The 23,368-nt window shown below is 67.7% G+C and carries 25 protein-coding genes, 1 other RNA gene and 3 pseudogenes; 13 read left to right on the forward strand and 16 right to left on the reverse strand.

What is annotated here, in order from left to right; genetic code table 11:
• Positions 1 to 68 precede the first annotated feature (68 nt).
• Positions 69 to 1,091: a zinc-binding dehydrogenase gene (locus CSEG_RS06505; protein ID WP_013078459.1), complete on the forward strand. Its 1,023-nt coding sequence runs from the start codon at positions 69 to 71 to the stop codon at positions 1,089 to 1,091.
• Between the two features lie 3 nt (positions 1,092 to 1,094).
• Here CSEG_RS06505 and CSEG_RS06510 read toward each other — a convergent pair.
• The 3 genes and pseudogenes from CSEG_RS06510 to CSEG_RS06520 all read right to left on the reverse strand — a co-directional run bounded on the left by CSEG_RS06510 (position 1,095) and on the right by CSEG_RS06520 (position 3,726).
• Positions 1,095 to 1,935, reverse strand: a pseudogene (locus CSEG_RS06510) (thymidylate synthase).
• Between the two features lie 201 nt (positions 1,936 to 2,136).
• Entirely contained in the window at positions 2,137 to 3,087 is a 951-nt protein-coding gene (locus tag CSEG_RS06515) for an SH3 domain-containing protein (RefSeq protein WP_013078460.1), read from the reverse strand.
• A 75-nt stretch (positions 3,088 to 3,162) separates the two neighbouring features.
• Complete coding sequence (locus tag CSEG_RS06520; RefSeq protein WP_041538503.1) at positions 3,163 to 3,726, reverse strand: DUF924 family protein; 564 nt, start codon at positions 3,724 to 3,726, stop codon at positions 3,163 to 3,165.
• A 100-nt stretch (positions 3,727 to 3,826) separates the two neighbouring features.
• Here CSEG_RS06520 and CSEG_RS06525 point away from each other — a divergent pair, with 100 nt between their 5' ends.
• The 5 genes from CSEG_RS06525 to CSEG_RS06545 all read left to right on the forward strand — a co-directional run bounded on the left by CSEG_RS06525 (position 3,827) and on the right by CSEG_RS06545 (position 7,555).
• Positions 3,827 to 4,654: an RcnB family protein gene (locus tag CSEG_RS06525; RefSeq protein WP_013078462.1), complete on the forward strand. Its 828-nt coding sequence runs from the start codon at positions 3,827 to 3,829 to the stop codon at positions 4,652 to 4,654.
• A gap of 222 nt (positions 4,655 to 4,876) precedes the next feature.
• A complete protein-coding gene (gene ilvC / locus CSEG_RS06530) occupies positions 4,877 to 5,929 on the forward strand; it encodes a ketol-acid reductoisomerase (RefSeq protein ID WP_227878922.1) in 1,053 nt (350 codons plus the stop codon).
• Between the two features lie 112 nt (positions 5,930 to 6,041).
• Positions 6,042 to 6,401 carry an ArsR/SmtB family transcription factor gene (locus CSEG_RS06535; RefSeq protein WP_013078464.1) on the forward strand — a complete coding sequence of 120 codons (360 nt, stop codon included), beginning with the start codon at positions 6,042 to 6,044 and terminating at the stop codon, positions 6,399 to 6,401.
• The gene (locus CSEG_RS06540) at positions 6,385 to 6,861 is read left to right on the forward strand and encodes an SRPBCC family protein (RefSeq protein WP_013078465.1); all 477 of its coding nucleotides are present in this window, start codon (positions 6,385 to 6,387) and stop codon (positions 6,859 to 6,861) included. The genes CSEG_RS06535 and CSEG_RS06540 overlap by 17 nt, the downstream gene beginning before the upstream one ends.
• A gap of 112 nt (positions 6,862 to 6,973) precedes the next feature.
• Positions 6,974 to 7,555 (forward strand): YceI family protein, encoded by a 582-nt coding sequence (locus CSEG_RS06545; protein ID WP_013078466.1) that lies wholly within the window; start codon positions 6,974 to 6,976, stop codon positions 7,553 to 7,555.
• 6 nt (positions 7,556 to 7,561) lie between these two features.
• Here CSEG_RS06545 and CSEG_RS06550 read toward each other — a convergent pair.
• A pseudogene (locus tag CSEG_RS06550) lies at positions 7,562 to 8,371 on the reverse strand (CAP domain-containing protein).
• Positions 8,372 to 8,438: 67 nt separating this feature from the next.
• Here CSEG_RS06550 and CSEG_RS06555 point away from each other — a divergent pair.
• Together CSEG_RS06555 and CSEG_RS23240 are read left to right on the forward strand one after the other, a co-directional pair.
• Positions 8,439 to 8,999 carry a nucleoside 2-deoxyribosyltransferase gene (locus CSEG_RS06555; RefSeq protein ID WP_013078467.1) on the forward strand — a complete coding sequence of 187 codons (561 nt, stop codon included), beginning with the start codon at positions 8,439 to 8,441 and terminating at the stop codon, positions 8,997 to 8,999.
• Between the two features lie 920 nt (positions 9,000 to 9,919).
• Positions 9,920 to 10,039 (forward strand): annotated as a pseudogene (locus tag CSEG_RS23240) (hypothetical protein); the annotation flags it as partial.
• A 41-nt stretch (positions 10,040 to 10,080) separates the two neighbouring features.
• On the opposite strand, the gene CSEG_RS06560 reads toward CSEG_RS23240, so the two are convergent.
• Complete coding sequence (locus CSEG_RS06560; protein WP_041538220.1) at positions 10,081 to 10,824, reverse strand: tRNA1(Val) (adenine(37)-N6)-methyltransferase; 744 nt, start codon at positions 10,822 to 10,824, stop codon at positions 10,081 to 10,083.
• A 103-nt stretch (positions 10,825 to 10,927) separates the two neighbouring features.
• On the opposite strand from CSEG_RS06560, the gene CSEG_RS06565 reads away from it, so the two are divergent.
• Entirely contained in the window at positions 10,928 to 11,953 is a 1,026-nt protein-coding gene (locus CSEG_RS06565) for a polyprenyl synthetase family protein (RefSeq protein ID WP_013078469.1), read from the forward strand.
• A gap of 112 nt (positions 11,954 to 12,065) precedes the next feature.
• Positions 12,066 to 12,464, forward strand: a complete 399-nt coding sequence (locus CSEG_RS06570; RefSeq protein WP_013078470.1) for a YccF domain-containing protein — start codon at positions 12,066 to 12,068, stop codon at positions 12,462 to 12,464.
• Between the two features lie 58 nt (positions 12,465 to 12,522).
• Here the strand turns inward: CSEG_RS06570 and fumC are convergent, their stop codons facing one another.
• Positions 12,523 to 13,914, reverse strand: coding sequence for a class II fumarate hydratase (fumC, locus tag CSEG_RS06575; RefSeq protein ID WP_013078471.1), 1,392 nt, complete (start codon positions 13,912 to 13,914; stop codon positions 12,523 to 12,525).
• An 86-nt stretch (positions 13,915 to 14,000) separates the two neighbouring features.
• Between fumC and CSEG_RS06580 the strand changes: the two genes are divergently transcribed.
• Positions 14,001 to 14,540, forward strand: coding sequence for a DUF1697 domain-containing protein (locus tag CSEG_RS06580; RefSeq protein ID WP_013078472.1), 540 nt, complete (start codon positions 14,001 to 14,003; stop codon positions 14,538 to 14,540).
• Positions 14,498 to 14,938, forward strand: coding sequence for a RusA family crossover junction endodeoxyribonuclease (locus CSEG_RS06585; RefSeq protein ID WP_041538504.1), 441 nt, complete (start codon positions 14,498 to 14,500; stop codon positions 14,936 to 14,938). Before CSEG_RS06580 ends, CSEG_RS06585 begins: the two co-directional genes overlap by 43 nt.
• 9 nt (positions 14,939 to 14,947) lie before the next feature.
• Here the strand turns inward: CSEG_RS06585 and CSEG_RS06590 are convergent, their stop codons facing one another.
• The 7 genes from CSEG_RS06590 to CSEG_RS22850 form a co-directional block, all read right to left on the reverse strand.
• A complete protein-coding gene (locus tag CSEG_RS06590) occupies positions 14,948 to 16,879 on the reverse strand; it encodes a serine hydrolase domain-containing protein (protein ID WP_407642856.1) in 1,932 nt (643 codons plus the stop codon).
• Positions 16,880 to 17,174: 295 nt separating this feature from the next.
• Positions 17,175 to 17,945 carry a C13 family peptidase gene (locus CSEG_RS06595; protein ID WP_013078475.1) on the reverse strand — a complete coding sequence of 257 codons (771 nt, stop codon included), beginning with the start codon at positions 17,943 to 17,945 and terminating at the stop codon, positions 17,175 to 17,177.
• A gap of 18 nt (positions 17,946 to 17,963) precedes the next feature.
• Positions 17,964 to 18,437 carry a PaaI family thioesterase gene (locus tag CSEG_RS06600; RefSeq protein ID WP_013078476.1) on the reverse strand — a complete coding sequence of 158 codons (474 nt, stop codon included), beginning with the start codon at positions 18,435 to 18,437 and terminating at the stop codon, positions 17,964 to 17,966.
• Positions 18,434 to 18,919, reverse strand: coding sequence for an SspB family protein (locus CSEG_RS06605; protein WP_013078477.1), 486 nt, complete (start codon positions 18,917 to 18,919; stop codon positions 18,434 to 18,436). Before CSEG_RS06605 ends, CSEG_RS06600 begins: the two co-directional genes overlap by 4 nt.
• 333 nt (positions 18,920 to 19,252) lie before the next feature.
• Positions 19,253 to 19,617, reverse strand: a transfer-messenger RNA (tmRNA) gene (gene ssrA / locus CSEG_RS21945).
• A complete protein-coding gene (locus CSEG_RS06610) occupies positions 19,581 to 19,862 on the reverse strand; it encodes an Atu4866 domain-containing protein (protein ID WP_013078478.1) in 282 nt (93 codons plus the stop codon). The genes ssrA and CSEG_RS06610 overlap by 37 nt, the downstream gene beginning before the upstream one ends.
• On the reverse strand, positions 19,859 to 20,029 hold the full coding sequence (locus tag CSEG_RS22850; RefSeq protein WP_013078479.1) for a hypothetical protein: 171 nt from the start codon (positions 20,027 to 20,029) through the stop codon (positions 19,859 to 19,861). The genes CSEG_RS06610 and CSEG_RS22850 overlap by 4 nt, the downstream gene beginning before the upstream one ends.
• 188 nt (positions 20,030 to 20,217) lie before the next feature.
• Here CSEG_RS22850 and CSEG_RS06615 point away from each other — a divergent pair, with 188 nt between their 5' ends.
• The gene (locus CSEG_RS06615; RefSeq protein WP_013078480.1) at positions 20,218 to 21,129 is read left to right on the forward strand and encodes an AraC family transcriptional regulator; all 912 of its coding nucleotides are present in this window, start codon (positions 20,218 to 20,220) and stop codon (positions 21,127 to 21,129) included.
• On the opposite strand, the gene CSEG_RS21495 is transcribed toward CSEG_RS06615, so the two are convergent.
• The 3 genes from CSEG_RS21495 to ilvN all read right to left on the reverse strand — a co-directional run bounded on the left by CSEG_RS21495 (position 21,126) and on the right by ilvN (position 23,368).
• On the reverse strand, positions 21,126 to 21,896 hold the full coding sequence (locus CSEG_RS21495; RefSeq protein WP_013078481.1) for a hypothetical protein: 771 nt from the start codon (positions 21,894 to 21,896) through the stop codon (positions 21,126 to 21,128). The two genes, CSEG_RS06615 and CSEG_RS21495, sit on opposite strands and share 4 nt — an antisense overlap.
• Positions 21,897 to 21,978: 82 nt before the next feature.
• On the reverse strand, positions 21,979 to 22,797 hold the full coding sequence (locus tag CSEG_RS06630) for a hypothetical protein (RefSeq protein ID WP_013078482.1): 819 nt from the start codon (positions 22,795 to 22,797) through the stop codon (positions 21,979 to 21,981).
• Positions 22,798 to 22,810: 13 nt separating this feature from the next.
• Positions 22,811 to 23,368, reverse strand: coding sequence for an acetolactate synthase small subunit (ilvN, locus tag CSEG_RS06635; protein ID WP_013078483.1), 558 nt, complete (start codon positions 23,366 to 23,368; stop codon positions 22,811 to 22,813).

Consider the following 23,368-nt stretch of genomic DNA (forward strand, 5'->3'; position numbering starts at 1 on the left):
CATGGCTTGATCGAAACCTGAACGTTGATCACTGTCGCGGCCAGAGAAGAGAGATCGGGGAGGGCGCGATGTCGGCGACGGCGTTCGAGATGCACATGGCCCGGACGGGCGGGGTCGAGGTTCTGCGCGGCCGCGAGGTTGCGTTGCCGCCGCCCGGACCGGGCGAGGCGCGGGTGGCGATCGAGGCCGCCGGCGTGGCCTTCGCCGACATCGTCATGCGAACCGGCTTCTATCCCGGGGTGAAGGCGCCCGTGACGCCGGGCTACGACTTCGTGGGGCGGATCGAGGCGCTGGGGACCGGCGTCGAGGGCTTCGCCGTCGGCCAGCGGGTGGCGGCCCTGACCGTGACGGGTTCCTACGCCACCCGCCGCAATGTCGACGCCCGCCTGCTGGTCGCCGCGCCGGAAGACGCGCCGGCCGAGGCCCTGGTCGCTGGCGTGCTGAACGGCCTGACCGCCTGGCAGATGTTTCATCGCGTCGCCGGCTCGCTCACTGGCGAGTGGGTCCTGGTCCACGGCGCGGCCGGCGGAGTCGGCGGCCTGCTGCTGGATCTGGCGAGACTGGCGGGCGTCAGGGCGATCGGTACGGCCTCGTCGGGCAAGAAGACCGAGGTCGAGGCCAAGGGCGGCGTCCACCTGGACTATCGCGCCGAGGCCGTGGCGGCGCGCGCGTTCGAGATCTCGGGCGGCGGCGTGGTCGCGGCTTTCGACCATGTCGGCGGGGCGCACCTGAAGACCGCATCCCTGGCGGCTTTGCGAGACGGCGGGACGGCGGTGCTGTACGGCGGCTACGACGCGACGAAGGGTGGCAAGGCGCGGCCGGGTGCGATGCTGAAGATGCTGCTGGCCGACCGCCTGTCGGCCCTGAAGCTGTTCAGCGGCAGCCGGGGCGTGGTCGGCTACAACGTCACGTCCTGGCGCAATGCGAGGCCGGAGGCTTACCGCCAGGACCTCGCCGAGGTCCTGCGGCTGATCGGAGAGGGCGCGATCCAGCCGACGATCGCCAAGGTCCTGCCGCTTCGCGAGGCCGGCGAGGCCCAGGCGCTGCTGCAATCCGCCAAGCTGGCGGGGAAAATCGTGCTGAAGCCCTAAGGGCTAAACCGAAACCTCGGCCTTGATGTGCGGGTGGGCCTGGTAGCCCTCGAGCTTGAAATCCTCGTACTCGAACCCGAACAGGTCGCGCTTGTCGGCGATCTTCATGGTCGGGAAATCGAAGGGCTCGCGGGTCAGCTGTTCGCGGGCCTGGTCGAGGTGGTTCAGATAGAGGTGCGCGTCGCCGAAGGTGTGGACGAACTCGCCCGGCTCCAGGCCCACGACCTTGGCGACCATCAGGGTCAGCAGGGCGTAGGACGCGATGTTGAACGGTACGCCCAGAAACACGTCGGCGCTGCGCTGGTAGAGCTGGCAGCTCAGTTTTCCATCGGCGACGAAGAACTGGAACAGGCAGTGGCAGGGCGGCAGCGCCATGTCGTCGACGTCGGCCGGGTTCCAGGCCGTGACGATGTGGCGGCGGCTGTAGGGATTGGTCTTCAGGTTCTCGACGAGGTTGCTGATCTGGTCGATCACGCGGCCGTCCGGCGTCGCCCAAGAGCGCCACTGCTTGCCATAGACGGGGCCAAGGTCGCCGTTCTCGTCGGCCCACTCGTCCCAGATGCGCACGCCGTTGTCCTTGAGGTAGGCGATGTTGGTGTCGCCCTTCAGGAACCACAGCAGCTCGATGATGATCGAGCGCAGGTGCAGCTTCTTGGTCGTCAGGACCGGGAAGCCCTTGGAGAGGTCAAAGCGGATCTGCCCGGCCGAAGACGCCCAGCGTGCCCGTGCCCGTGCGGTCGCCGCGCTGGACGCCGTGGTCGAGAATATCGGCCAGCAAGGCCAGATACTGCCGCTCGGGATGATCGGCGGCGGCTTTCGGGGCGTCGAGGACGGCGGTGGTCATGGGGATGAATGTGGGGGCGAATCGCCGCCTTGAACACTGCGGCGCCGAGAGCGATCCACAGGGCGACGCCAGTTATCCTCCCCCCAGCGGGGGAGGTGGCCCGAAGGGCCGGAGGGGGAAGCGCTGGAGAGCCTGCCTCTTCCCCCTCCGTCGTCTCTTCGAGTCGACACCTCCCCCTTGAGGGGGAGGATCGAGCCCGACCTACTTGCTCGGCGCGAGGCCCGTGTTCAGCACCCAGCCGACATTGTCGTTCTCGTCGGCCACTTCCCACCACAGTTCCTGCTGCTTGCCGGTCGGGTAGACGATGGCGCCGGCGGGTAGGGTGCGGATCAGCTTGCCGCCGGCGACCGGGGTCGCGCGCAGGGCGATGGGGCGCTGGGCGGCGAAGGTCTTGGTCGGCGCGGCGGCGGCGGCCGGGCCGGCCTCCGACAGCAGGCCCAGATCGCCGATCATCTTCGAATAGGCGTTGATGAACGACAGGGTGACGATGCGGCCGATGTCGGTGTCCTCGTAGCCGCCGCCGACCGCGCCGGCGAAGCCCAGCCCGCCGCCGGCGCCCCAGCCGATGTCGTTCTTTACGGCGTAGCCTTCAGCGACCGACATGGTCTCGGTGGTGCGGACGTTGGTCAGCGACAGGACCGTGTTGGCTTCCAGCTTCTTGGTCTTGATGCCGCCGACCAGGCCGCCGACGCGACCGCCGATCAGGCCGCCGATGGCGCCGGCCACCGCGCCGCCGCCGACATTGCTGTTGCTGCCCTGGACCTCGGCGACCAGCACGTAGTCAGCCGCCTTGACCTGACCCTGGCCGACGTTCGAGCCGCGCTGCAGGCCCAGATTGCCGCCGATGTTGCGTTCCTTCTCGGCCGCGCTGAGGCCCGCGCCCCGGTCGACCAGGTTGAAGCAGCCCGAGCGTTGGACGATGGCGCGCAGCACCTTCTGCGGCGAGGCGAGATTGTACTGGGTCCAGCCGCTGGAATCGTCGCCGTCGACGATCGACAGCGTGCCCAGCTTGCGCGCGCAGCGCGGCACGTCGCTGGAGGCCTGGGTCTGCATCTGCTGGCCCTTGCTGGCCTTGGCTTGAGCAAAACCGGTGGCGGGCGTGATGGCGGAGAGCGCCAGGCCGACGACCAGCGCGCTGCGGAAAGCTTTCATGTCTTGGCATTCCCCGTAGAAATGAGCGGACGCACTCGTACAGGCGAATTTTTACAAAGCAAAGTTACGGCGTTGTCAGCCCGCGAAGCCGCCTTCATCCAGGAACTCTTGCTCGGCGGCCGTCGTCTCGCGGCCAAGACCCGCGTTTCGGTGCGGGAAGCGGCCGAACCTCGCGATGATGTCGCGATGGAGCAGGGCCCACTTCATCGACTCCTCGTCGCCGGTGTCGGCCTGCAGGGCGGCGAACAGCTGGACGCTGAACTCCTGATCGACCAGCGACTCCGAATGCTCGAACGGCAGGTAGAAGAAGGGCCGCAGCGTCGGATCGATCGCGGGGTCATGGTCGTGGCCCGCGGCGATGGCGGCGCGGGCGAACGTGCGCGCCAGCGGGTCGGTGGCGAAGGCGTGCGGCGTGCCCCGGAACATGTTGCGCGGGAACTGGTCCAGCAGGATCAGCAGGGCCAGCGCGCCTTCGGCCGTCTGCGCCCAGGCGTCGTAGCGGCGCATCGAGGCGCGGTAGTGGGTCTGCTCGAACTTCAGCGCGATGGCCGAGTCGAAGGCGGCGTCCTTGGCGAACCACTTGGCTGGGCCGGCCTGGCGCCAATAGCTGACGACGTCGTTGGGATGCGCGGCCATCAAGTCCTCCGGCGTCATGTTCAAGCGTGGTTCATCCGGCGAGTCCGAGACTGTTATCAAGGGACAAGCCCGGGCCTGCCTTCAAGGCCCTTCGGAGCAAGAAATGAAACGTGTGATCACGACCGCCCTGGCGCTCTCGCTGTTGGCGGGCGCGGCCCAGGCCGGCGCGGCGGGGGCGGTGGTCGCTCAGCAGCAGCAGGGTGAGCAGCGGGACAATGGCCCGCGTCCCGACCGCGGCGGCGATCGTGGCGATCGCGGCGGTCGCTGGGAAAACCGAGGCGGCGACCGCGGCGGCCAGCGCCAACCCGGCGGCGGCTGGAACCGTCCCGAGGGGGGCGAAAGCGGCTGGAACCGGGGCGATCGCCCGCAACCGCCTCAGCAAGCTCAGCCGCAGCAGGCCCAGCCTCAGCAAGCGCGTCCGGAGGGCGATCGGGGCGGCGACCGGGCGCGCGGCGGCGACGACCGCCGAGGCGGCTGGGATCGCAACGACAATCGTCCAGGCGGCCCGGACCGCGATCGTGACCGCGACAACGATCGCTGGAACGACAATCGCGGCGGGAACCGCAACGACTATCGCTGGAACGACAACCGCAGCTGGGAGTGGAACGACCGCAGTCGCGACCGTTACCGGGATCGCGACCGGGGGCGACCCCACTATGACCGCTACACCTACCGCCCCAGCTATCGCGCGCCCCAGCGCTACCGCGCGCCGGTCTACGCCTATCCGCGCGGCTGGTATGTCCGCAGCTGGTCGTTCGGCGACTACCTGCCGGGCGGGTGGTACGGAAGCTCGTACTATCTCGACGCCTGGCGCTATGGCCTGCCCCAGCCGCCGATCGGCTGCGAGTGGGTGCGGGTCGGCGGCGACGCCATCCTGGTCGACGTCTGGAGCGGCCAGGTCCTGAGCGTCTGGCGCGATCTTTTCTGGTGATCGCCTTTCCTGGGTGACCAGCATTGGGCGGGGGAGCGATCCCCCGCCTTTTTCATGCCCGACGCGCGAGGTTTTTTCGTCCCGTGATGGCGAAGCCGCGAGGCTGCGCCTAAAACAGGGTCACGAAGGTCGCGCGTTTTCCCCGTTCTGTCGGCTCCGCCTTGACGAAACGGCAAAAAAACGCTCAAACGCCCGGCCTTCGTCGCTCGTCCGTTGCGCCGAGTGACCCTGATCGACCAGTCCTGGAGAAAAAACATGCGCGTCTACTACGACCGCGACGCCGACATCGCCCGCATCCTGGACAAGAAGATCGCTATCGTAGGCTATGGCAGCCAAGGTCACGCGCACGCCCTGAACCTTCGCGACTCGGGCGCCAAGAACGTCGCCGTCGCCCTGCGCGCCGGCTCGCCGACCGCCAAGAAGGCCGAAGGCGAGGGCCTGAAGGTCATGACGGTGGCCGAAGCCGCCGCCTGGGCCGACCTGATCATGATCCTGGCGCCGGACGAGCACCAGGCCGCGATCTACAAGAACGACATCGCCCCCAACATCCGTGACGGCGCGGCCCTGCTGTTCGCCCACGGCCTGAACGTCCACTTCGGCCTGATCGAGCCGAAGAACACTATCGACGTGCTGATGGTCGCGCCGAAGGGCCCGGGCCACACCGTGCGCGGCGAGTACCAGAAGGGCGGCGGCGTGCCGTGCCTGATCGCGGTGCACCACAACGCCACCGGCAACGCCCTCGACCTCGGCCTGGCCTACGCCTCGGCCATCGGCGGCGGCCGCTCGGGCATCATCGAGACCAACTTCCGCGAAGAGTGCGAGACCGACCTGTTCGGCGAACAGGCCGTCCTGTGCGGCGGCACGGTCGAGCTGGTCCGCGCCGGCTTCGAAGTGCTGGTGGAAGCCGGCTACGCGCCCGAAATGGCCTATTTCGAGTGCCTGCACGAGCTGAAGCTGATCGTCGACCTCATGTACGAGGGCGGCATTGCCAACATGAACTACTCGATCTCGAACACCGCCGAGTACGGCGAGTACGTGACGGGTCCGCGCATCATCACGCCGGAAACCAAGGCCGAGATGAAGCGCGTGCTGGAGGACATCCAGTCGGGCAAGTTCGTCCGCGACTTCATGCTGGAAAACCAAGTGGGCCAGCCCTCGTTCAAGGCCACCCGCCGTCGCGCGGCCGAGCACCAGATCGAGGAAGTCGGCGGGCGCCTGCGCGACATGATGCCCTGGATCGCCAAGAACAAGCTGGTCGACCAGGCCAAGAACTAAGCTTCGTTTCAGTACCCAAGCTTAAATCCCACGAAGCCCTCGGCCCTCCCAGGCCGGGGGCTTTTCGTTTGCCGCTTGCATAACGGCGTCCCGCGTGCATAAACTGAACCAAATGGTTCAGTATTCAGCCGCCCGCCTCGACGCCTCGTTCGCCGCCCTGTCCGACGCCACCCGGCGCGGCGTGCTGGAGGCGCTGGGGCGTGGCGAGGCGTCGATCACCGAGCTCGCCAACCAGTTCCAGATGACCCTGACGGGCATGAAGAAACACGTCGCTGTGCTGGAAGAGGCGGGCCTTGTGACGAGCGAGAAGATCGGCCGCGTGCGGACGTGCCGGCTGGTCACCAGCGGGCTGGAGGAAGAGGCGGCGTGGATCGAGCGCTACCGCCAGCGCTGGGCGCTGCGGTTCGAGGCGCTGGACGAGATCGTCGAGGACTTGAAGCAGAGGGAGCACCAGAATGTCGGCAAAGAATGAGACGGTCGTGACGCGCAAGTCGGACCGGGAGTTGGTCGTGACCCGGCTCTTTAACGGACCGGCGCGGATCGTGTTCGAGGCCTGGTCCAAGCCCGAGCTCTTCCAGCGCTGGTGGGTGCCCAAGACCCTGGGCGTGCCGTTGCGGGCCTGCGAGATGGATGTGCGCACCGGCGGCGGCTACCGCCTGGAGTTCGGGCTCGACGCGGCCAACGCCATGGCCTTCTACGGCAAGTATACCGAGGTGACGCCGCACTCGAAGATCGTCTGGACCAACGAGGAGGGGGGCGAGATCTCGGTGACCACCGTCACCTTCGAAGATCGGGGCGGCCAGACCCTGCTGACCCTGAGCGAGCTCTATCCCTCCAAGGAGGCCTGCGACGAGGCCATCCAGGGCTCCGCCGCCGGCTTGCCCGGGCAGTTCGAACAGCTGGACGCGCTGCTGGTCGAACTGGTCGCCTGACGCACGAAGCCCTCGTCGGGGGGCGAGGGCTTCGTTTCCAGCTTGCGCCGTCGATCGGGGTGATGAACGGTTCGCGCCGGTCCCGCCCGGGAAATGACGAAGGAGACGCTCCATGAAACGCCTGCTCGCCGCCGTGATCGCCGGCGCCGCTCTGTCGGTCGCCGCCGCCCCCGCCTTCGCCGCCGAGGTCGCCTACAAGATCGACACCGCCCACACCGAGACCACCTTCGTCATCGACCGCTTCGGCTTCAACTCGGTGATCGGCCTGTTCGCCCAGTCGGAAGGGACGATCTGGCTGGACGAGGCCGCGCCCGAGAAGTCGCGCGTCGAGGCGACGGTGACGGTGGGCAGCCTGCTCACGGGCAACACGACCCGCGACGATCACCTGAAGGGCGAGCGCTGGCTGAACGCGGTCAAGAACCCGACCATGACCTTCAAGTCGACCAAGGTCGAGAAGACCGGCGAGACGACGGCCAAGGTCTCCGGCGACATGACGATCATGGGCGTGACCCAGCCCGCCGTGCTGAACGTCAAGCTGAACAAGATCGGGACCGCGCCCAACAATCAGAAGAAGCAGGCCGGCTTCACGATCACCGGCCAGATCAGCCGCAAGGCGTTCGGCAGCGCCAGCGCCGCCGGCATGATCGGCGACGCGGTCGACCTTCGCATCGAGGCCTTGGCGGTGGCGCAGTAGGCGCCGTCACTCCAGCACGAACACGGGTCCCCAGGCCATCTGGTAGCGGTGCTCGCCCGAGGAGAGGTGCGGGCGCAGCTGCCAGGCGCCGGGGCGCAGGACGCCCGGAGGCCGGCCCTCGACATAGGTGACGGTGAGGATGTCGCCGCCAGGCTCGGAGACCGAGAACTGGCGGATCGCCGGTGTCGCGTTGGCCAGGGCGCGGGCGATCTCGTCGGGACCGCGCACACGCAGGGGCGCCGGCCCCGGGAGACGCGCGGCGACCTCGGCATAGGCGCCGACGGCGATGACGCGCGGCCCCTGGCGCAGGGCGCCGTAGCCCACATGGGTGAAGCTGGGGGCCACGAGATTGGCGCGATGGCCGGGGCTGTCGCGCCACTGGTTCATGATCTGGTCGGGACGCACCGCCCCGTCGGCGTTACGGCGCATGGCGATGTTCTCGGCCGCCGCGCCGACCAGGTCGCGCGCCAAAAGCCCTACGCGGCCGGCCGGGGAGTATCCGTCCCGCGTCAGGTGGTCGAACCGTTCTCACGGCGCCATGTCGGCGGCGTGGGCGCGGGCGGCGGCGGCCAGCCCCGCGTCCCAGGCCAGCGACGGCGCGCCCTCCCGACGACGGATCAGGTTGTTGAGGTCGAGCAGGGTCTGCTCGAAATCTTCGTCGAAGTCGCCGCTCGGGGGATCGGCCAACAGGCCTCTCAGGCGGCGCTCATAGGCCAGCCACGGCTGCGAGGCGGCGGCCTGGGCGGCGGAGGCGAGGGACGCGGAGACCAGGGCGAGGCCGCCGGCCAGCAGGGTTCTTCGCGCGATCGACGTCATTCAACCTTCCGACAAACATTGAACGCCAAACATTGACAGCGGCGCCTTGGGACCAGACGTAAGACACATGCGTCCCGTCCGTTCCCTATGGCTCGCCGGCCCTCAAGCCTGGCTCCCCGATTCCGACATCCAGGCCGCCCGCGAGCGGGCCCTGTGCCTGGAGGCGGGGTTCGAGCCCCTGACCCCCGCCGTCATGCCGCCCGGCGAGGGCGGCGACGAACTGGTGGCCAGGCAGTTCTACGCCGCTCGCATGGCGCAATTGCGCCAGGCCGACGCCGGCGTCGTCAACCTGACCCCGTTCCGAGGCCCCTCGGCCGACACCGCCGCCGTGTTCGAAGCCGGGGTGCTGGCCGGCCTGGGCCGCCCGATCTTCGCCTATCTGAACGTCGCCAGCGAGATCGAGGCCGAGTACCTCGCCCGCGTCGACCAGATGCTGGGCGCGACGCTGGACGAGAACCGCGTCTGGCGCGACGCCGACGACCGCCAGATCGAGGACCACGGCTTGCCCGAGACCGTGATGCTGTGGGGCGAGGCGCGGCGCCTGTTCGTGATCGTCACCCACGACCCGCTGCGGGACGTGACGGGGCTGGAGCTGTGCTTGGAGGCGTTGGGGCTTTACGCGGAGTAGGGGCCTCGGAGAGGTCGCGCCTATCGAGCAGCAGACATTCCAAAGGTCAGCGATGGGTGGGGAAGGTGGACACTCCAAATCCCTCTCTCATGGAGAGAGGGAGGGGCCCGCGCCGCGTCTGCAATGGGGCGCAAGCCGACCTCCCGAGGTCGGTGCGAACCTTACATCCCTTGGAGGCTGCAGCCTGGCGATCGTCTCGCCGTGAGATGTAAGGATGGCTCCCGTCGCGGGGGACGGGTTTCAGCGCCAATCGGCCACCGCTGCAGGCCCCCACCTGACCACGCTATGCGTGGTCGTCCGCCCCCGGAGGGGGCGGAAGGAGACGCGGGCCTTCTTCCCCCTCCGGGGGAGGAGCGCGTCAGCGCGGAGGGGGCGAGTACGAGCGTTCGCGGCGCTGTATCATCGGCGTAGACGGAATCGAACCCAGCGATTTCAATCACTTCTCACTTTTACACGCCGCTGGATCATCCGCGTTGAAACCCATTCCATACTCTTCCTCACCCGATGGCTTGGAAGGGACGTCCGGCCGGCGATCGTGACGGCTGTCGGGGGTGGTCGAGCGGGAAGCGCTCGCCGGTCTTCTTTCGGGAAGGCGTCTTCGCGGCGGATCCAGGAGCAGGCTCCCTGAAATATCGGGACGAAGCCCTGGCGGCGGAGACTTCGGCGGCGCGGCAGGTCCGGGCTGAAATCGCCCGGGCGTTCCGGGACCGGGGTCGTCGCCCCGGCCCGCCCGTCGGGGGCCTAGCGGCGAGAGCGGGTTAAAACCCCGCGCCTCGCGGGCTCACCGGATAACGACTGCGCGGAGCGTCTGGCTTCGTCGAAACGGTACACACACTTCAAACCTCCGGACGAACGTCCGGCGCTCCGCTTCCCTTTCCATCCCTTCAGCGGCTAGCCGCGTGAAGCGGCGGTGGTGCGTCTCAAGCGCCCCCTCCGTCTCGTCGCGTATCCGCGCCGATCCACCTCCCCCGCAAGCGGGGCAGGAGGGGAGCGGCTTCCTCCTCACCCGTAAAACGGGGGAGGTGGCGCGCGGCGAGAGCCGCGTGACGGAGGGGGCGCTACAAGTGCGAAGAGGCTTAGTTCACCACCCCAGCGCCGCTTCGCCCCGCAGGATCGCCTCGGCTTCCGCCGAGTGCTTGCCGCCGTCGCGGTCGTGCAGCACCAGAGGGGGCAGCAGGACCAGCGGGGCCTTGCCGGTCTTGATGGCCCGCACGATCACCCGCTTGGCCGAGGCGTCGGCGAAGGGCGCGATCGGGCGGATGCGGAACGAGCCGGCCTTGGGCGCCAGCTCCGCGAGGATATCGGCCAGGCGATCGGCGCGATGGATGATCGTGATGGTCCCGCCCTCGCGCACGGCCTTCAGGCAGAAGGTCGTCCAGGCCTTGAGGCCGCCATCGGCCATCCACGCGCCGCTCTTGGCGGGGTGGGGCGCGCGCAGGGTCGCCGGATCGTCGAAGAACGGCGGATTGGTCATCACCGCGTCGAAGGCCGGCAGGCCCAAGGCGCGGAAGCCCGCCTCGACGTCGCCTTCGAGAATCGCCACGCGCTCCGACAGGTCGTTCAGGGCCGCGTTCTCGGTCGCGAGGCTCGCGGCGAGGGAATCACGCTCGACGCCCTGAAAGATGACGCCCGGTCGGCGAGTCGCGGCGGCCAGCAGGGCGCCGCCCACGCCGCAGCCAGGCTCAAGCACGCGTTGGCCCGGCAGGGCGTCGCATGCGGCCGCCAGCAGGGCCGCGTCCATGCCGGCCCTATAGCCGTCGGCCTTCTGGCGTAGCCTTACGCGGCCCCCCAGAACCCGATCCTCCGTCACCCGCAGATCGTCCAATGCTTTTGAGCCCTTGTGCTCGCCTTGACCCTGACCTATCCCGCCACCATTGTCCCTCGCAACGGTTCTTCCCGGGAGGGGACGCCGCAAGGAGATCATGGTTTTGGACGCAGCCGCAGCGACCCTCCCCCGGAAGTCGGGCTCGGTGGATCGTCTCGTGCGCCTCGCCGAGACCGACATGGCGGGCGTGAACCGCCTGATCACCGAGCGCATGCAGAGCGACGTGCCGATCATTCCGGCCCTGGCCGAGCACCTGATCGCCGCCGGCGGCAAGCGCCTGCGGCCGCTGCTGACCGTCGCCGCCGCGCGGCTCGCTGCTTCGGATGGGGCCGGCTCGGACAACGACCACTGCCTGAAGCTGGCGGCCGCCGTCGAGTTCATCCACACCGCCACCCTGCTGCACGACGACGTCGTCGACGGCAGCGCCCTGCGTCGCGGCAAGGTCGCCGCGCACCTGATCTGGGGCGGCGCCCAGAGCGTGCTGGTCGGCGACTTCCTGTTCGCCCGCGCCTTCGAGCTGATGGTCGAGACCAACTCGATGAAGGCGCTGGAGATCCTGGCTCGCGCCAGCCGCGTTATCGCCGAGGGCGAGGTCATGCAGCTGATGCGCAGCCACGACCTGAACCTGTCTCAGGCCCTCTATCTCGAGATCATCCAGGCCAAGACCGCCGAGCTGTTCGCCGCGGCCTCGGAGGCCGGGGCGGTCTCGGCGGGCGTTGATCAGACGCGGGCCGACGCGCTGAAGGCCTACGGGTTGAACCTGGGCCTGGCTTTTCAGCTGGTCGACGACGCGCTCGACTACGGCGGCGCGACCGAAACGCTTGGCAAGAACGCGGGCGACGACTTCCGCGAAGGCAAGGCGACCTTGCCGCTGCTGCTGGCCATCGCGCGCTCCGGACCGCGCGAGGCCGAGTTCTGGGAGCGGGCCGTCGGCCGTCGCGAGCAGACCGAAGCCGACTTCCGCCGCGCCCGCGAGCTGATCATCGGCACGGGCGCTCTGGACGCGACCCTGGACCTGGCCACCGACTACGCCGACAAGGCCAAGGCGGCCCTGGCGATCTTCCCGGCCAACGACTGGCGCGAGTCGCTGGAAAGCCTCGCCGACTTCGCGGTCAGCCGCACGGCCTAGCGGCTCGAGCGGTGAATTCGGCGTAATCCGGACATCCTGGTCTTCACAGCAAGGCCGAGCGGGGCCACCTAAGTCCTCGTCGGGCCTACCGGCCTACCAAGGGGACAAGTCGTTGATCCGTTTCGTTCTGAACGTTCTCTGGTTCCTTTTCGGCGGGTTCCTGACGGGCCTGGGCTGGCTGCTGGCCGGCGTTTTGCTGGCCATCACCATCGTGGGCCTGCCCTATGCCGGCGCGGCCTGGCGGATCGCGGGCTTCGCCTTCTGGCCGTTCGGCAAGGAGATCGTCAGCCGCGAGATCCTGACCGGCCGCGAGGACCTGGGCACGGGGCCGCTGGGCTTCCTGCTGAACGTGATCTGGTTTGTCCTGGCCGGCTGGTGGCTGGCCATCGGCCACATCGTGGTCGCGGCGGCCGAGGCCATCACGATCATCGGCATCCCGTTCGCGTTGAAGGACCTGCAACTGGCCCAGATCGCCATCGCCCCGATCGGCCGCGAAGTGGTCCGGCGCTAGGCGCAAAAGAAAAGGGGCCGCTTCGCAGCGGCCCCTTCGTCGTTCAGATGTCCGGCGATCAGCCCGGCGAGATCATCTTTTCCGGGCGGACGTATTGGTCGAACTCCTCGTTCGTCAGATAGCCGCCGCCGACGGCCTCCTCGCGCAGGGTCGTGCCGTTCTTGTGCGCGGTCTTGGCGATCTTGGCGCAGATGTCATAGCCCAGGCGGCCGTTCAGGGCCGTGACCAGCATCAGCGAGTTCTCGACGCCCTTCTTGATGTTGTCGACGCGCGGCTCGATGCCGACCACGCAGTTGTCGGTGAAGCTGATCGCGGCGTCGGCGACCAGTCGGACCGACTGCAGGAAGTTATAGGCCATCACCGGGTTGAAGACGTTCAGTTCGAAGTGGCCCTGGCTGCCGGCGAAGGTCAGGGTCGAGTGGTTGCCGAACACCTGGGCGCAGACCTGGGTCAGGGCTTCCGACTGGGTCGGGTTGACTTTGCCCGGCATGATCGACGAGCCCGGCTCGTTCTCCGGCAGGGCCAGTTCGCCGAGGCCGGCGCGCGGGCCAGAACCCAGGAAGCGGATGTCGTTGGCGATCTTGAACAGCGAGGCGGCGACCGTGTTGATCGCGCCGTGCGTGAAGACCATGGCGTCATGGGCCGCCAGGGCCTCGAACTTGTTCGGCGCGGTGGTGAAGGCCAGGCCCGTGATGCTGGCGATCTGCTCGGCGACCTTCTCGGCGAAGCCGATCGGCGCGTTCAGGCCGGTGCCGACGGCGGTGCCGCCCTGGGCCAGTTGCATCAGCATCGGCAGGGTCATCTCGATGCGGGCGATGCCATTCTCGATCTGCTGGGCGTAGCCGCCGAACTCCTGGCCCAGCGTCAGCGGGGTGGCGTCCTGGGTATGGGTGCGGCCGATCTTGATGATGTCCTTCCACTCGGCGGCCTTGGCGGCGAGGGCCTTGTGGAGGTGCTTGAGGGCCGGGATCAGGTCGTGGACCACCTGCTCGGCGCAGGCGATGTGCATAGCCGTCGGGAAGGTGTCATTCGACGACTGGCTCATGTTGACGTGGTCGTTCGGGTGGACAGGCTTCTTGCTGCCCATCTCGCCGCCCAGCATCTCGATGGCGCGGTTCGAGATGACCTCGTTGGCGTTCATGTTCGACTGGGTGCCCGAGCCCGTCTGCCAGACGACCAGCGGGAAGTGATCGTTCAGCTTGCCGTCGATGACTTCGTTGGCGGCGGCGATGATCGTCTCGGCGATCTTCGGGTCCAGCTTGCCCAGCGCCAGGTTGGCCTCGGCGGCGGCGCGCTTGACGATACCCAGAGCTCGAACGACGGGCAGGGGCTGCTTCTCCCAGCCGATCTTGAAGTTGCCCAGGCTGCGTTGGGCTTGCGCCCCCCAGTAGCGGTCGGCGGCGACTTCGATGGGGCCGAAGGTGTCGGTCTCGGTGCGCGTGGCGGTCATGCGGCGGGTCTCCCAAAAACGGTCGTGCGCGGTCTAGACCTTGAGCGCCAGGAGGGCAATGTTCGCCCGCGCGAAGGAGACCCCGCATGAGCCCTTATTTGGCGCTGCCCCGTTCGATCAACACCGGCAAGCGCAAGGTGCTCAAGGAGGACCTGCTCGGCGTCGCCCAGGACGCGGGCTTCAAGTCCGCCAAGACCTATCTGGCCAGCGGCAATCTGGTGCTCTGGGGCGATCACGAGGGCGGGGCGGCGCTGGAGCGGGCGCTTGAAGACGCCCTGGAGGCGCGGATCGGTCTGCGCACCGACTTCATGGTGCGGTCGCCCGCCCAGGTCCGGGCGATCATCGACGCCAATCCGTTCAAGGCCGAGGCGGTCGACCATCCCAGCCATGTGATCGTGAATTTCCTGAAGTCGCCGCTGCCGGCCGAGGACGAGGCCATCCTGCGCGCGGCGATCACGGGGCCGGAGCGCTTCGTGGTCGGCGCGTGCGAGCTCTATCTCGACTTCCCGATCAGCATGGCCGACTCGGTGCTGGATCGGGATTGGAAGAAGACCAAGCGCTCGCCGGTCGGAACGACGCGGAACTGGAATACGGTGATGGCTCTGGCCGGGATGATGGACGCGTGAGCCAGACCTTCGACGGATCGGACTGGACTCATCACGGCAAGGTTCGTGCGCGGGAGGCGGCCGGAGAGCTGACGCTGGTCGTCGACGGCCTGACCACCCAAGGCAAGTACTACAAGCCGCTGATCTACGAGTTCTTCCGCAAGTCCTGGCGCGGCTCGCGGCCGGCCTGGGGCGAGTTCAGCGTCGAGATCGGCATGGAATATGTCGGCGAGCCGCCGTGGATGGACCTCGACAACCTGGCCAAGGCCTTGCTCGACGCGATCAAGGGCTACGCGTTCCACGACGACGCCCAGGTCGCCCGGCTGCTGGTCGAGCGACGGCCGGGCGATCGCGAGCGGATCGTCATCCAGGTGCGGAAGCTGAGCACCAACCTGATGCGGCGCACCCTGGAGGACTGAGGTCCCGCCTCAGCTCCAGGGCAGCAGGTAGCCCCACAGGCCCAACAGCACGCTCAGGAACACGAAGAGCAGCGCCGTGAACGTGAAGGCGACCTTGCGTCCGGCGGTCCAGCTGTCGACCCGCCGACCGCCTCGCCACACCATCGGAAGGGCGCCCAACGTGACGACAGCCATCAGGGCCGCGACCAGGGCGCAGGCCGAGCCGCTGAGCAGCCAACCGCTGGGCCAGCCGAAGAAGGCGGCCGTCTGATCCGAGGCGCGAACCGCGAAGACGCCCATGCAAGCGGCCGAGATCAGCCAAAGCACCGCCTGGGCGGTCTGCATCTGGCTGGCGCGCGCCTGAACAGGGGTCTGGCGGGCTTCGCGGCGGTTGCGCACGATGGTCCCGAGTACGGTCGCCACGCTGGCGAGGCCGGCCAGGCCGACGGTTACGATCAACAGAAGCGCGGATCGCATGGGCCCGATCCGCTCGTAGGTCGCGAAACCCCGCGCGGCGTAGAAGCGAGACGGGCGATCGCCATTGGCGTCGAAGACAATCACGAGAGGACCGTCCACCGCTTTGAACACGCCAGGCCGTCCAGCGGCGTTGAACAGCGTGGCGGACCCGCCTTCGCTGATGGACAGGCGGCCGTCCGCCGTGGCCCGGACCGTGGCGCGGCCGATGACGCGATTGATGAAGCCTTCCAGGCCGCCATAGGCGCGGCGGGTGGTCAGGTAGTCGCCCTCGTAGAGCTTGGCCTGCTCGTAGCTGATCGCGCTCGCCTGCGGGACGGCGGGCGGGTTGGCGTAGAAGTGCTCGATGATCGTCGCGGGCAGGGTGGCGGGCAGGTTCGCCCCGCTGTCGGTGTTGACCGAAATGAAGACGCCCAGGCCAAGCTCCGGCGCGATGACCATGTTCGAATGGAAGTAGAGCGTCGCGCCGCCATGGCCGAAACCGCGGCGGCCGCCGGGCAGGGGAATGTCCTGAAAGCCCGCGTTCCACCCGGCCGCTTCCGGCGCGGGACGGTACATGGGCGTGCGGAAGGCTTGAGCGGTCCTGGCCGAGAACACCGTCTTGCCGTCGATGGCGCCGCCGTTCAGCAGCAGGGTCATGTACCTGGCCATGTCGCCGGCCGTGCTGGAAGCCGAGCCGGCCGGAGCGACCTGGCCGATGAACTCACGCGGCTGGACCTTCCAGCCGAGCGGCGTCCAGGAGAAGCTGTCCGAAAGCTCGGCGGCCAGCTCTTCCGACATCGGCGCCGGCAGGTTGTCTCGCCACGGGCGCGCCTCGCGGAAGGTCGTGTGGCGCATGCCGGTGGGCAGGATGATCTCTTCGGTGACCAGCTGCTCGAAGGGCTTGCCGGTGACGTTGGCGACGGCGGCGCCGGCCAGGGCGGCGCCGTAGTTCGAATAGCTGGGCAGCAGGCCGGGCTCGCGCACCCGGCGCGGGCGCTCCTGACGCAGATAGTCCGCGAGCGGGCGGATGCGGTTGGGATCGCGCTCGAACAGTTGGCCCATCGCCCGGTCTTCGAAGCCCGCGGTGTGGGTCATCAGATCGCGCAGGCGGACCTGGGTCTTCTTGCCCTGGTCCTTCAGCTGAAGCGGCTCGGGCAGATAGAGGTTCACCGGCCCGTCGAGGCGCATGTGGCCCGACTCGATCTCGTTCATCAGGGCGATCCAGGTGAACGTCTTCGAGATCGAGGCGATCCGGAACAGGGTCTTGTCGGGGTCCACCGCTCGGCGCTGACCGAGGTTGGCGAAGCCGTAGCCCTTCTTCAGGACGACCTGGCCGTTCTGAACCACCGAAATGGTCACGCCCGCGATGTGGTCACGGGCCATGGAGCGTTGCACCACGCCGTCGACGAACGCTTCGAGCTCTGGGCGGGGCAGCGGAGCGACGCCGACCGCCACCGGCGGAGCGGCGGGAAGGCTCGGCGCCTGAGGCGTCGTGGCCGCGGGAATGGCGGGCTTTGGCGTCTGAGCCGGCCGCGAGGCGGGGCGAACCCGGCGAGGACGGAGGCTGGAATAGGGGCGAGGGCCTTGCTCGGCGACGGGCGCGTCGCTGGCCGGCGGCGGCGGGCTGGGCGTCGCCTCCTGGGCGCGCGTCTCCGACCCCAGAGCGGACCATAGTGCGATGATGGCCGCCACGAGGGCGGCTGCGGGCGAAACGCGCGACGTCAACGATGTCCCCTGGGTGAAGCAGCAACTTCTAGGGTTTGTGTAACCTGCTTGCCGCGCGGGTCAAACCCGATCGCGCTCAAGGCGTTCGGGACGCAGATCGGTCGAACGCATAAAGGGGCAGCAGGGGGCGCAGCGCCGCGCCGATCCAGACCTGGGGTTCCGACGCTGGTTCCGCGCCCGTCTCGTTTTCCTTTCGGGCCACGCAGGTCTGAACCCGCGCGCCCAAGGCGGCGAAGTCGTGCGCGTCGGGGACCGAAGCCAGGAAACAGGCGTCGAAATAGGGGTACTTGTCGCTCTCGCCACATCCGAAGGACGCGCGATCGGCGCGGGCCGCCGTCAGGATCAAGCGGTCGCTTTTCTGCAGCGGCGGGATGAACACGCCCGAAAAACAGGCGGAGATCACAACCACGCTGGGGCGATTGGGGCAGGCGTCATCGAGAATGGCGGCGAGCAGATGTGGACGGAGCATCTCCTTACCGAGAATCGCCCCTTCGGGACCGCCATGCGAGCTGATGTAGAAAAGGCAGCCGGCCTTGGCGCTTTGTGTCCCTGCGCGGAGGGCCTCATGGAGAGTCCGTGTGTCCGCTTGGCCGGGCGCGTCGGCGGGATAGCGGCCAGGGCGCACCGAAAACTGCCGCACCGAATCCCGCTCGAAGCCGAGCTCGACCAGCGCCTTGGCGACGTCGCGTCGGGCATTGTCAAAAGCCTCGGTCGGACCGCCGGAATGGGCGTGATAATCGCCAGCCACCACGACGGCGGTCCAGTTCGAGAACGGTCCGGCGCAGGCTGCGGAGGGCGGGACGAAAAGCAGGATCAGAAGTCCGATGACCGCTGTCGCCGCTCGCATGACCCCATCCCCCTCCGGCTATTTCTTCTTGAAATTGGCGAAGGGCGTCGGGATCGCCGTCCCGGTCGACGTGGCCAGCAGACGGCCTTCGGGGTCGTAGAGTTCGCCTTCCATGAAGCACACGGTCCGCCCCCATTTCACCACGCGGCCAACGCCACGCAGAGCGCCCGGCATGGTCGGACGCAGAAAGCTGGTCTTCATCTCAAGGGTCGGGACGACATGGGTCATGCCCGAGGTGATCATGCCGGCTACCGACATGCACTCGTCCAGCATGGCGCAGACATAGCCGCCCTGGATCTGCCCCATCGGATTGCAGAGCAGGTCAGCGCGGGCGTTGAAGCCGACCTCGATCTCGCGATCCGCCTGACGCACGGCCAGGAGTTCGAAGCCCAGGGTCTGGGATCCGCTGGGCGGGTTCTTGGAGGCGCGGAAGCGCGCGAGGATCGCCTCGTCGCTCAGGGTTTGCGGAGCGTCGGAGGCGACGTCGCTCATTTTTTGCGGAACTGGTCCAGGGAGACGATCTTCGGGCCTTCGTCGCCCGACGGAGGCGGCGTCTTGGCCTCCGGTTCGGCCTCGGGCTCGGGATCATCCTCGACGATCTCCGGCGAGGCGAATTGCAGGGCGAACTGCACGGACGGATCGTAGAAGCGCGTGACGGCCGCATAGGGCACGTTCAGACGCTTGGGCTGGCCGCCGAACTTCAGCGTCACCGAGAACGAGCTCTCGCCTGGCGCCAGGTCCCAATACTGGTGCTGCAGGACGATCGTCATCTCGTCCGGATATTTGCCCAGCAAGTCCTGCGGACCCGAGACGCCCACGGCCTTGGTCTTGAAGGTGATGTAGAGATGGTGCGGTTCAGGCAGGCCGCCCGGCTCCGCGGCCTTCTTCAACGCCGCCCTGACCACGCCGCGCAGGGCGTCCTGGGCCATGGCCTCGTATTGCATGAGGTCTTCGGGCTGTTCGGTCTGGGACATGCGCTGAGGTCGATACTTCGGACTGAAAACGAAGCCGCGAGCCTAGCGTGTGAAAGGCTCATCGCAAAGGTCTCCGATGCCAATCCGGGCGCGTGCGTCTGCGGCGCTGGATCAAAAGCGGCGCAAGCGTTTGCATCCGCCTGCGCGGAAGTGGGAGGAAGGAGCCTCGGCGCAGTCGTGGAAAGTGGAGGGATTCTGTTGGCAGGCTCCCCCACGCCTTCTCAAAAGAGAGGAGGGAGCCTCGGCGCAGTCGTGGAAAGTGGAGGGATTCTGTTGGCAGGCTCCCCCACGCCTTCTCAAAAGAGAGGAGGGAGCCTCGGCGCAGTCGTGGAAAGTGGAGGGATTCTGTTGGCAGGCTCCCTCCGGGCCCCGCCTAGGGATCTGAACCCCTAGGACTTAAGAGGCGAATTCACCTGCACCGCATTACGCGGCGACGGCGAACTCTTCAGCGAAGTTATCGTTCGCATTTAGATAAAGGCCCGAAACGGTGGGCCAAGCCGAGAGAAAGCAGTCACCTTTACACGTCTGTCGATGCTGATCGGCCCCATGCAGTCCCATGATAACTTGGGAGAGATTTGGTGGAGCCGCCGGGAATCGCACCCGGGTCCAGTCCGCTTATTACGTGCGCGTTTATCCCCATAGTTCGGCCGAAGCCGGACAATCACAATATAGGGGCTTCGGCTCCGGTATGGAAGGCCGGGCGCTGGACTGTCCCCAGGCTAAGGCGACCATTGGACAATGTGCCGCTGACAACCGCGCCGCGATCTTCGAACAGCTTGAGCGTTTCGCCGACCAGGACATAGACGCCGGTGAACACGTCCGCGAAGTCGTCGCGGGTCTCGATGAAGCGGCCATCGGCGCGCAGTTCGAGCGAAATGTGGCCGTCGGGCGAGGTCCAGACGCCGGCGACGGGGATGTGGGGAACGATGGCGGACATCATCATTGGGCGATGCTCCGGTTCTGGAAGGCTTGGGTCTGGGCGGTGGTGGTCGTCAGGGTGGGTTTCGGGAGCACGGCGGTCGCGGCGGTCAGCGCGGCCGTTCCGCCCAGCAGGGCGGCGACAAACCAGCGCGGAGCCGTCACGCCGCGCCGGGGCGTGTAGCGTCTCATCGCAGAGCTCAGGTTTTTGGGGTTGGCCGCGTCGGGGAGCGGAACGAGGCCACTATGGGGCGCCCGCCCGTCCAGCCGGTAGATCGATGCTCCGGCAATATTGCACAATTCTCCGGAACGGAACGCCGTCACGTGACGGAGGATCGTGCAAGGCCTACAAATAGGCTCGCCCACACAAAGGAAAATCTATGAGTACGCGTGAGGCGCTGGCCGCCCTGATTGAACGATACACGCCGGAAGAAGGCCCGGTCGACACGTGCTGCCCTCGGGTCAACCTTTATCGCCTGTCCCAGCCTAGCGAGCCCAATCACGGCCTTCACGATCCGTCCTTTTGCGTTCTGGCCCAAGGACGGAAGCGGGTGACCGTCGGCGACGCCATTCACGAATACGACGAGCGCAACTTCTTCCTGTCTTCGATCGACGTTCCGGTGACGGGACAGGTGGTCGAGGCGTCGCCGGACAAGCCCTATTTGAGCTTCCGGATCGTGCTCGACGCCAAGCTGATCAGCGAGATGATCATGGAATGCGGCCTGGCCGCTCGCCTCGACGCCGCCGCGCCGTTGGTGGGCGGGATGTCGGCGGGCGCCATGACGCCCCAGCTGCTCGATGCGGTCTGCCGGATGGTGGCCCTGCTCGACACACCCGAGGACGTCGCGGTGATGGCGCCGTTGATCGAGCGCGAAATCCTGTATCGCCTGCTGACGGGACCGCAGGGACCGCGGTTAGCGCAGATCGCCCGCCGCGACAGCCGCCTGCGTCAGATCAACCGTGCGATCGGCTGGATCAAGCGCAACTTCGACCAGCCCTTCAGCATCGACGTCGTCGCCGACGAAGCGCGGATGAGCCCGTCGGCGCTGCACCAGCACTTCAAGGCCGTGACGTCGCTCTCGCCGCTACAGTACCAAAAGCAGATCCGCCTGCAGGAGGCCCGCCGCCTGATCCTGGTCCAGCGCCTGGATGCGGCCACGGCCGGCCACACCGTCGGCTACGACAGTCCCTCGCAGTTCAGCCGTGAATATGCCCGGCTGTTCGGCGCGCCGCCGCTCAGGGACGTGGCGCGCCTGCGGGAACAGCCGGAGATGGCGGCGGCCGGAGCCTAGGGCAGCGCCGACCAGGGCACGGTGACCTTGGCGTCGGCCTGGCCCCAGATCGTCACGGTCTGGGCATTGGGATCGACGGTGATCTTGTAGACGTAACGCGCGCCGTTCTGGGTGTTGTTCGCCAGGACGTTGTTCGAGGCGTCGTAGGTCACCACGCCATAGGCGATGCGGTTGTCGATGAAGCTGAAGGCCCAGGTCGTGTGGCCCTTGTACTTGATCACGGGGCAGGTCGGGCTGGATTCCAGCGTGTTGGGACCCTTCAGGCACGTGACCTTCAGGCCGCCGGGAACCGGCGGCGGCGCATTGGCGGGGACCTGGACGATCTCCGGCGCGGCGGTCGGCAGGTCGCTCCACGCCACATCCACCTTGGCGTTGGCCTGGCCCCAGACGCCGACGGTCTTGGCGTTGGGGTCGACCGTCATCTTGTAGACGTAGCGCGCGCCGTCCCGCGTGACGTTCTTCACGACGTTGTTGGCGGCGTCGTACGTGACGATCCCATACGAGACCCGGTTGTCGATGAAGCTGAACGCCCAGGTCGTGTTGCCGCCGTATTGGATTACAGGGCAGGTCGGGCTCGATTGCAGCGAGTCGGGACCGGTGAGGCACGTCACCTTCATGCCGCTGGGCACCGGCGGTGGATTGTTGGCGGGGACGAGCGCGATCGTGGGGGTCGCCTGAGCATTGGCGGTCGAGCCGCCAGCCAGCACGGCGAACACCGTAAGCGGGACTAGGACGCAAGCCGACAGACGCGAGATCATGCGGAACATGTGAGCCTCCCTTTATGTGCGAATGCTCATAGCGCCGTTATGTCGTAAATACAACTATAACAAGTATTTCTGTTTTTTCTCGCTATGGCCGGGTTGGCGAGGCGCCCTCGTCGTTCTCGACAGGGACGGCGGCAGGCTGGGAGCGGCTTCCTTGGCCGGGGAGAAGAGCTCCTCCTGACGCCAACAGGTCGGCGTAGGCCTTATGCTGCCGTGAGAAGTCCGAACCGCGCGGGAGCGTTGCGTCGAGGCGGGCGTCTCGGCCAAGCGCCGCTCCGACGGCCGTGGTCAGGATCGAAGCGATCGAGCCGACCTCCGCATCGTCGCAGGCGCGCCGAAGGTGCCGCGCCTGGCCGGGAACAAGCAATGTGACATCCCAGGAAACGCCGTCGACGCAGAGCGCCGACACCGCGCCGCCGCCATAGTCGACGATCACCGAGCGGGGCTGAACCCAGGCGGGATCGGCTGGAACAGACCTCAGGGCCTCTGCGGCCTGTCCGCCCAATTCGGCGTTGATGTCGACGCGCCGGCCGATCTCGGGCGTGCAGCAGCCCAGGCCCGCCCGCGCTTGGACGAAAGCGCGGCCGTCGCGCCGCAGGGTGAGGCGAATGACGGTCTGGCGGACGCCGCGCGCGGGCCGAGCCCAGACCTCAAGGATCAGTTCGCCTCCCCGCAGAACCTGGCTCTGCAGGGGCTGAAGGCCCCAGAGACGATAGAGCAGGGGCTCGACGCCGTTATCGATTGGGATGGGCTGCTGGCCCTTGCCGAGCCGGCGATTGGCGAGCGGCTCCAGTTCCGCGGAAGGACGGGGGACATCCGGCGTCCACCAGGACGCGGGATCGGGCGGCGGGGCCTGCTGGACGGCGAGGGCCAGCCCCGCGATCAGTCCGGTCAGGCCGTTCATCCGCCCATCTCCGCTACATGCCCTCGACGCCCCGCTCGATGGAAAGGACGCCCGTGCGGGAAAGTTCCACCAGGCCCAGGGGGCGCATCAGATCCAGGAACTTGTCGATCTTGGACGGCGCGCCCGAGATCTCGAACACGAAGCTCTCCAGCGTCGTGTCGACGGGCTTGGCGCGGAAGATCTCGGCGATGCGCAGGGCCTCGACGCGGTCGACGCCCGAGCCGCGCACCTTCACCAGGGCCAGTTCGCGTTCGACGCCGTTGGGGTCGCGAGTCACGTCGTGGACGCGGCGGACGTTGACGACCTTGTTCAGCTGGGCCTCGATCTGGTCCAACACATGGCGGGTGCCGCGCGTCACCACGGTGATGCGGCTGGTGTGGGCCTTGCGGTCGGTCTCGGCGACCGTGAGGCTTTCGATGTTGTAGCCGCGCGCGGCGAACAGGCCGACCACGCGATGCAGCACGCCGGGCTCGTTGTCGACGAGCAGGGCGAACGTCGCCGTCTGTTCGGCTTGTTCGTTGGGGCTAAGGTCGTAGGCCGAGGCGGGGGCGGGTTGGGTGTTCGTGGTCAT

It is taken from the genome of Caulobacter segnis ATCC 21756, from assembly GCF_000092285.1.
Taxonomy (GTDB): domain Bacteria; phylum Pseudomonadota; class Alphaproteobacteria; order Caulobacterales; family Caulobacteraceae; genus Caulobacter; species Caulobacter segnis.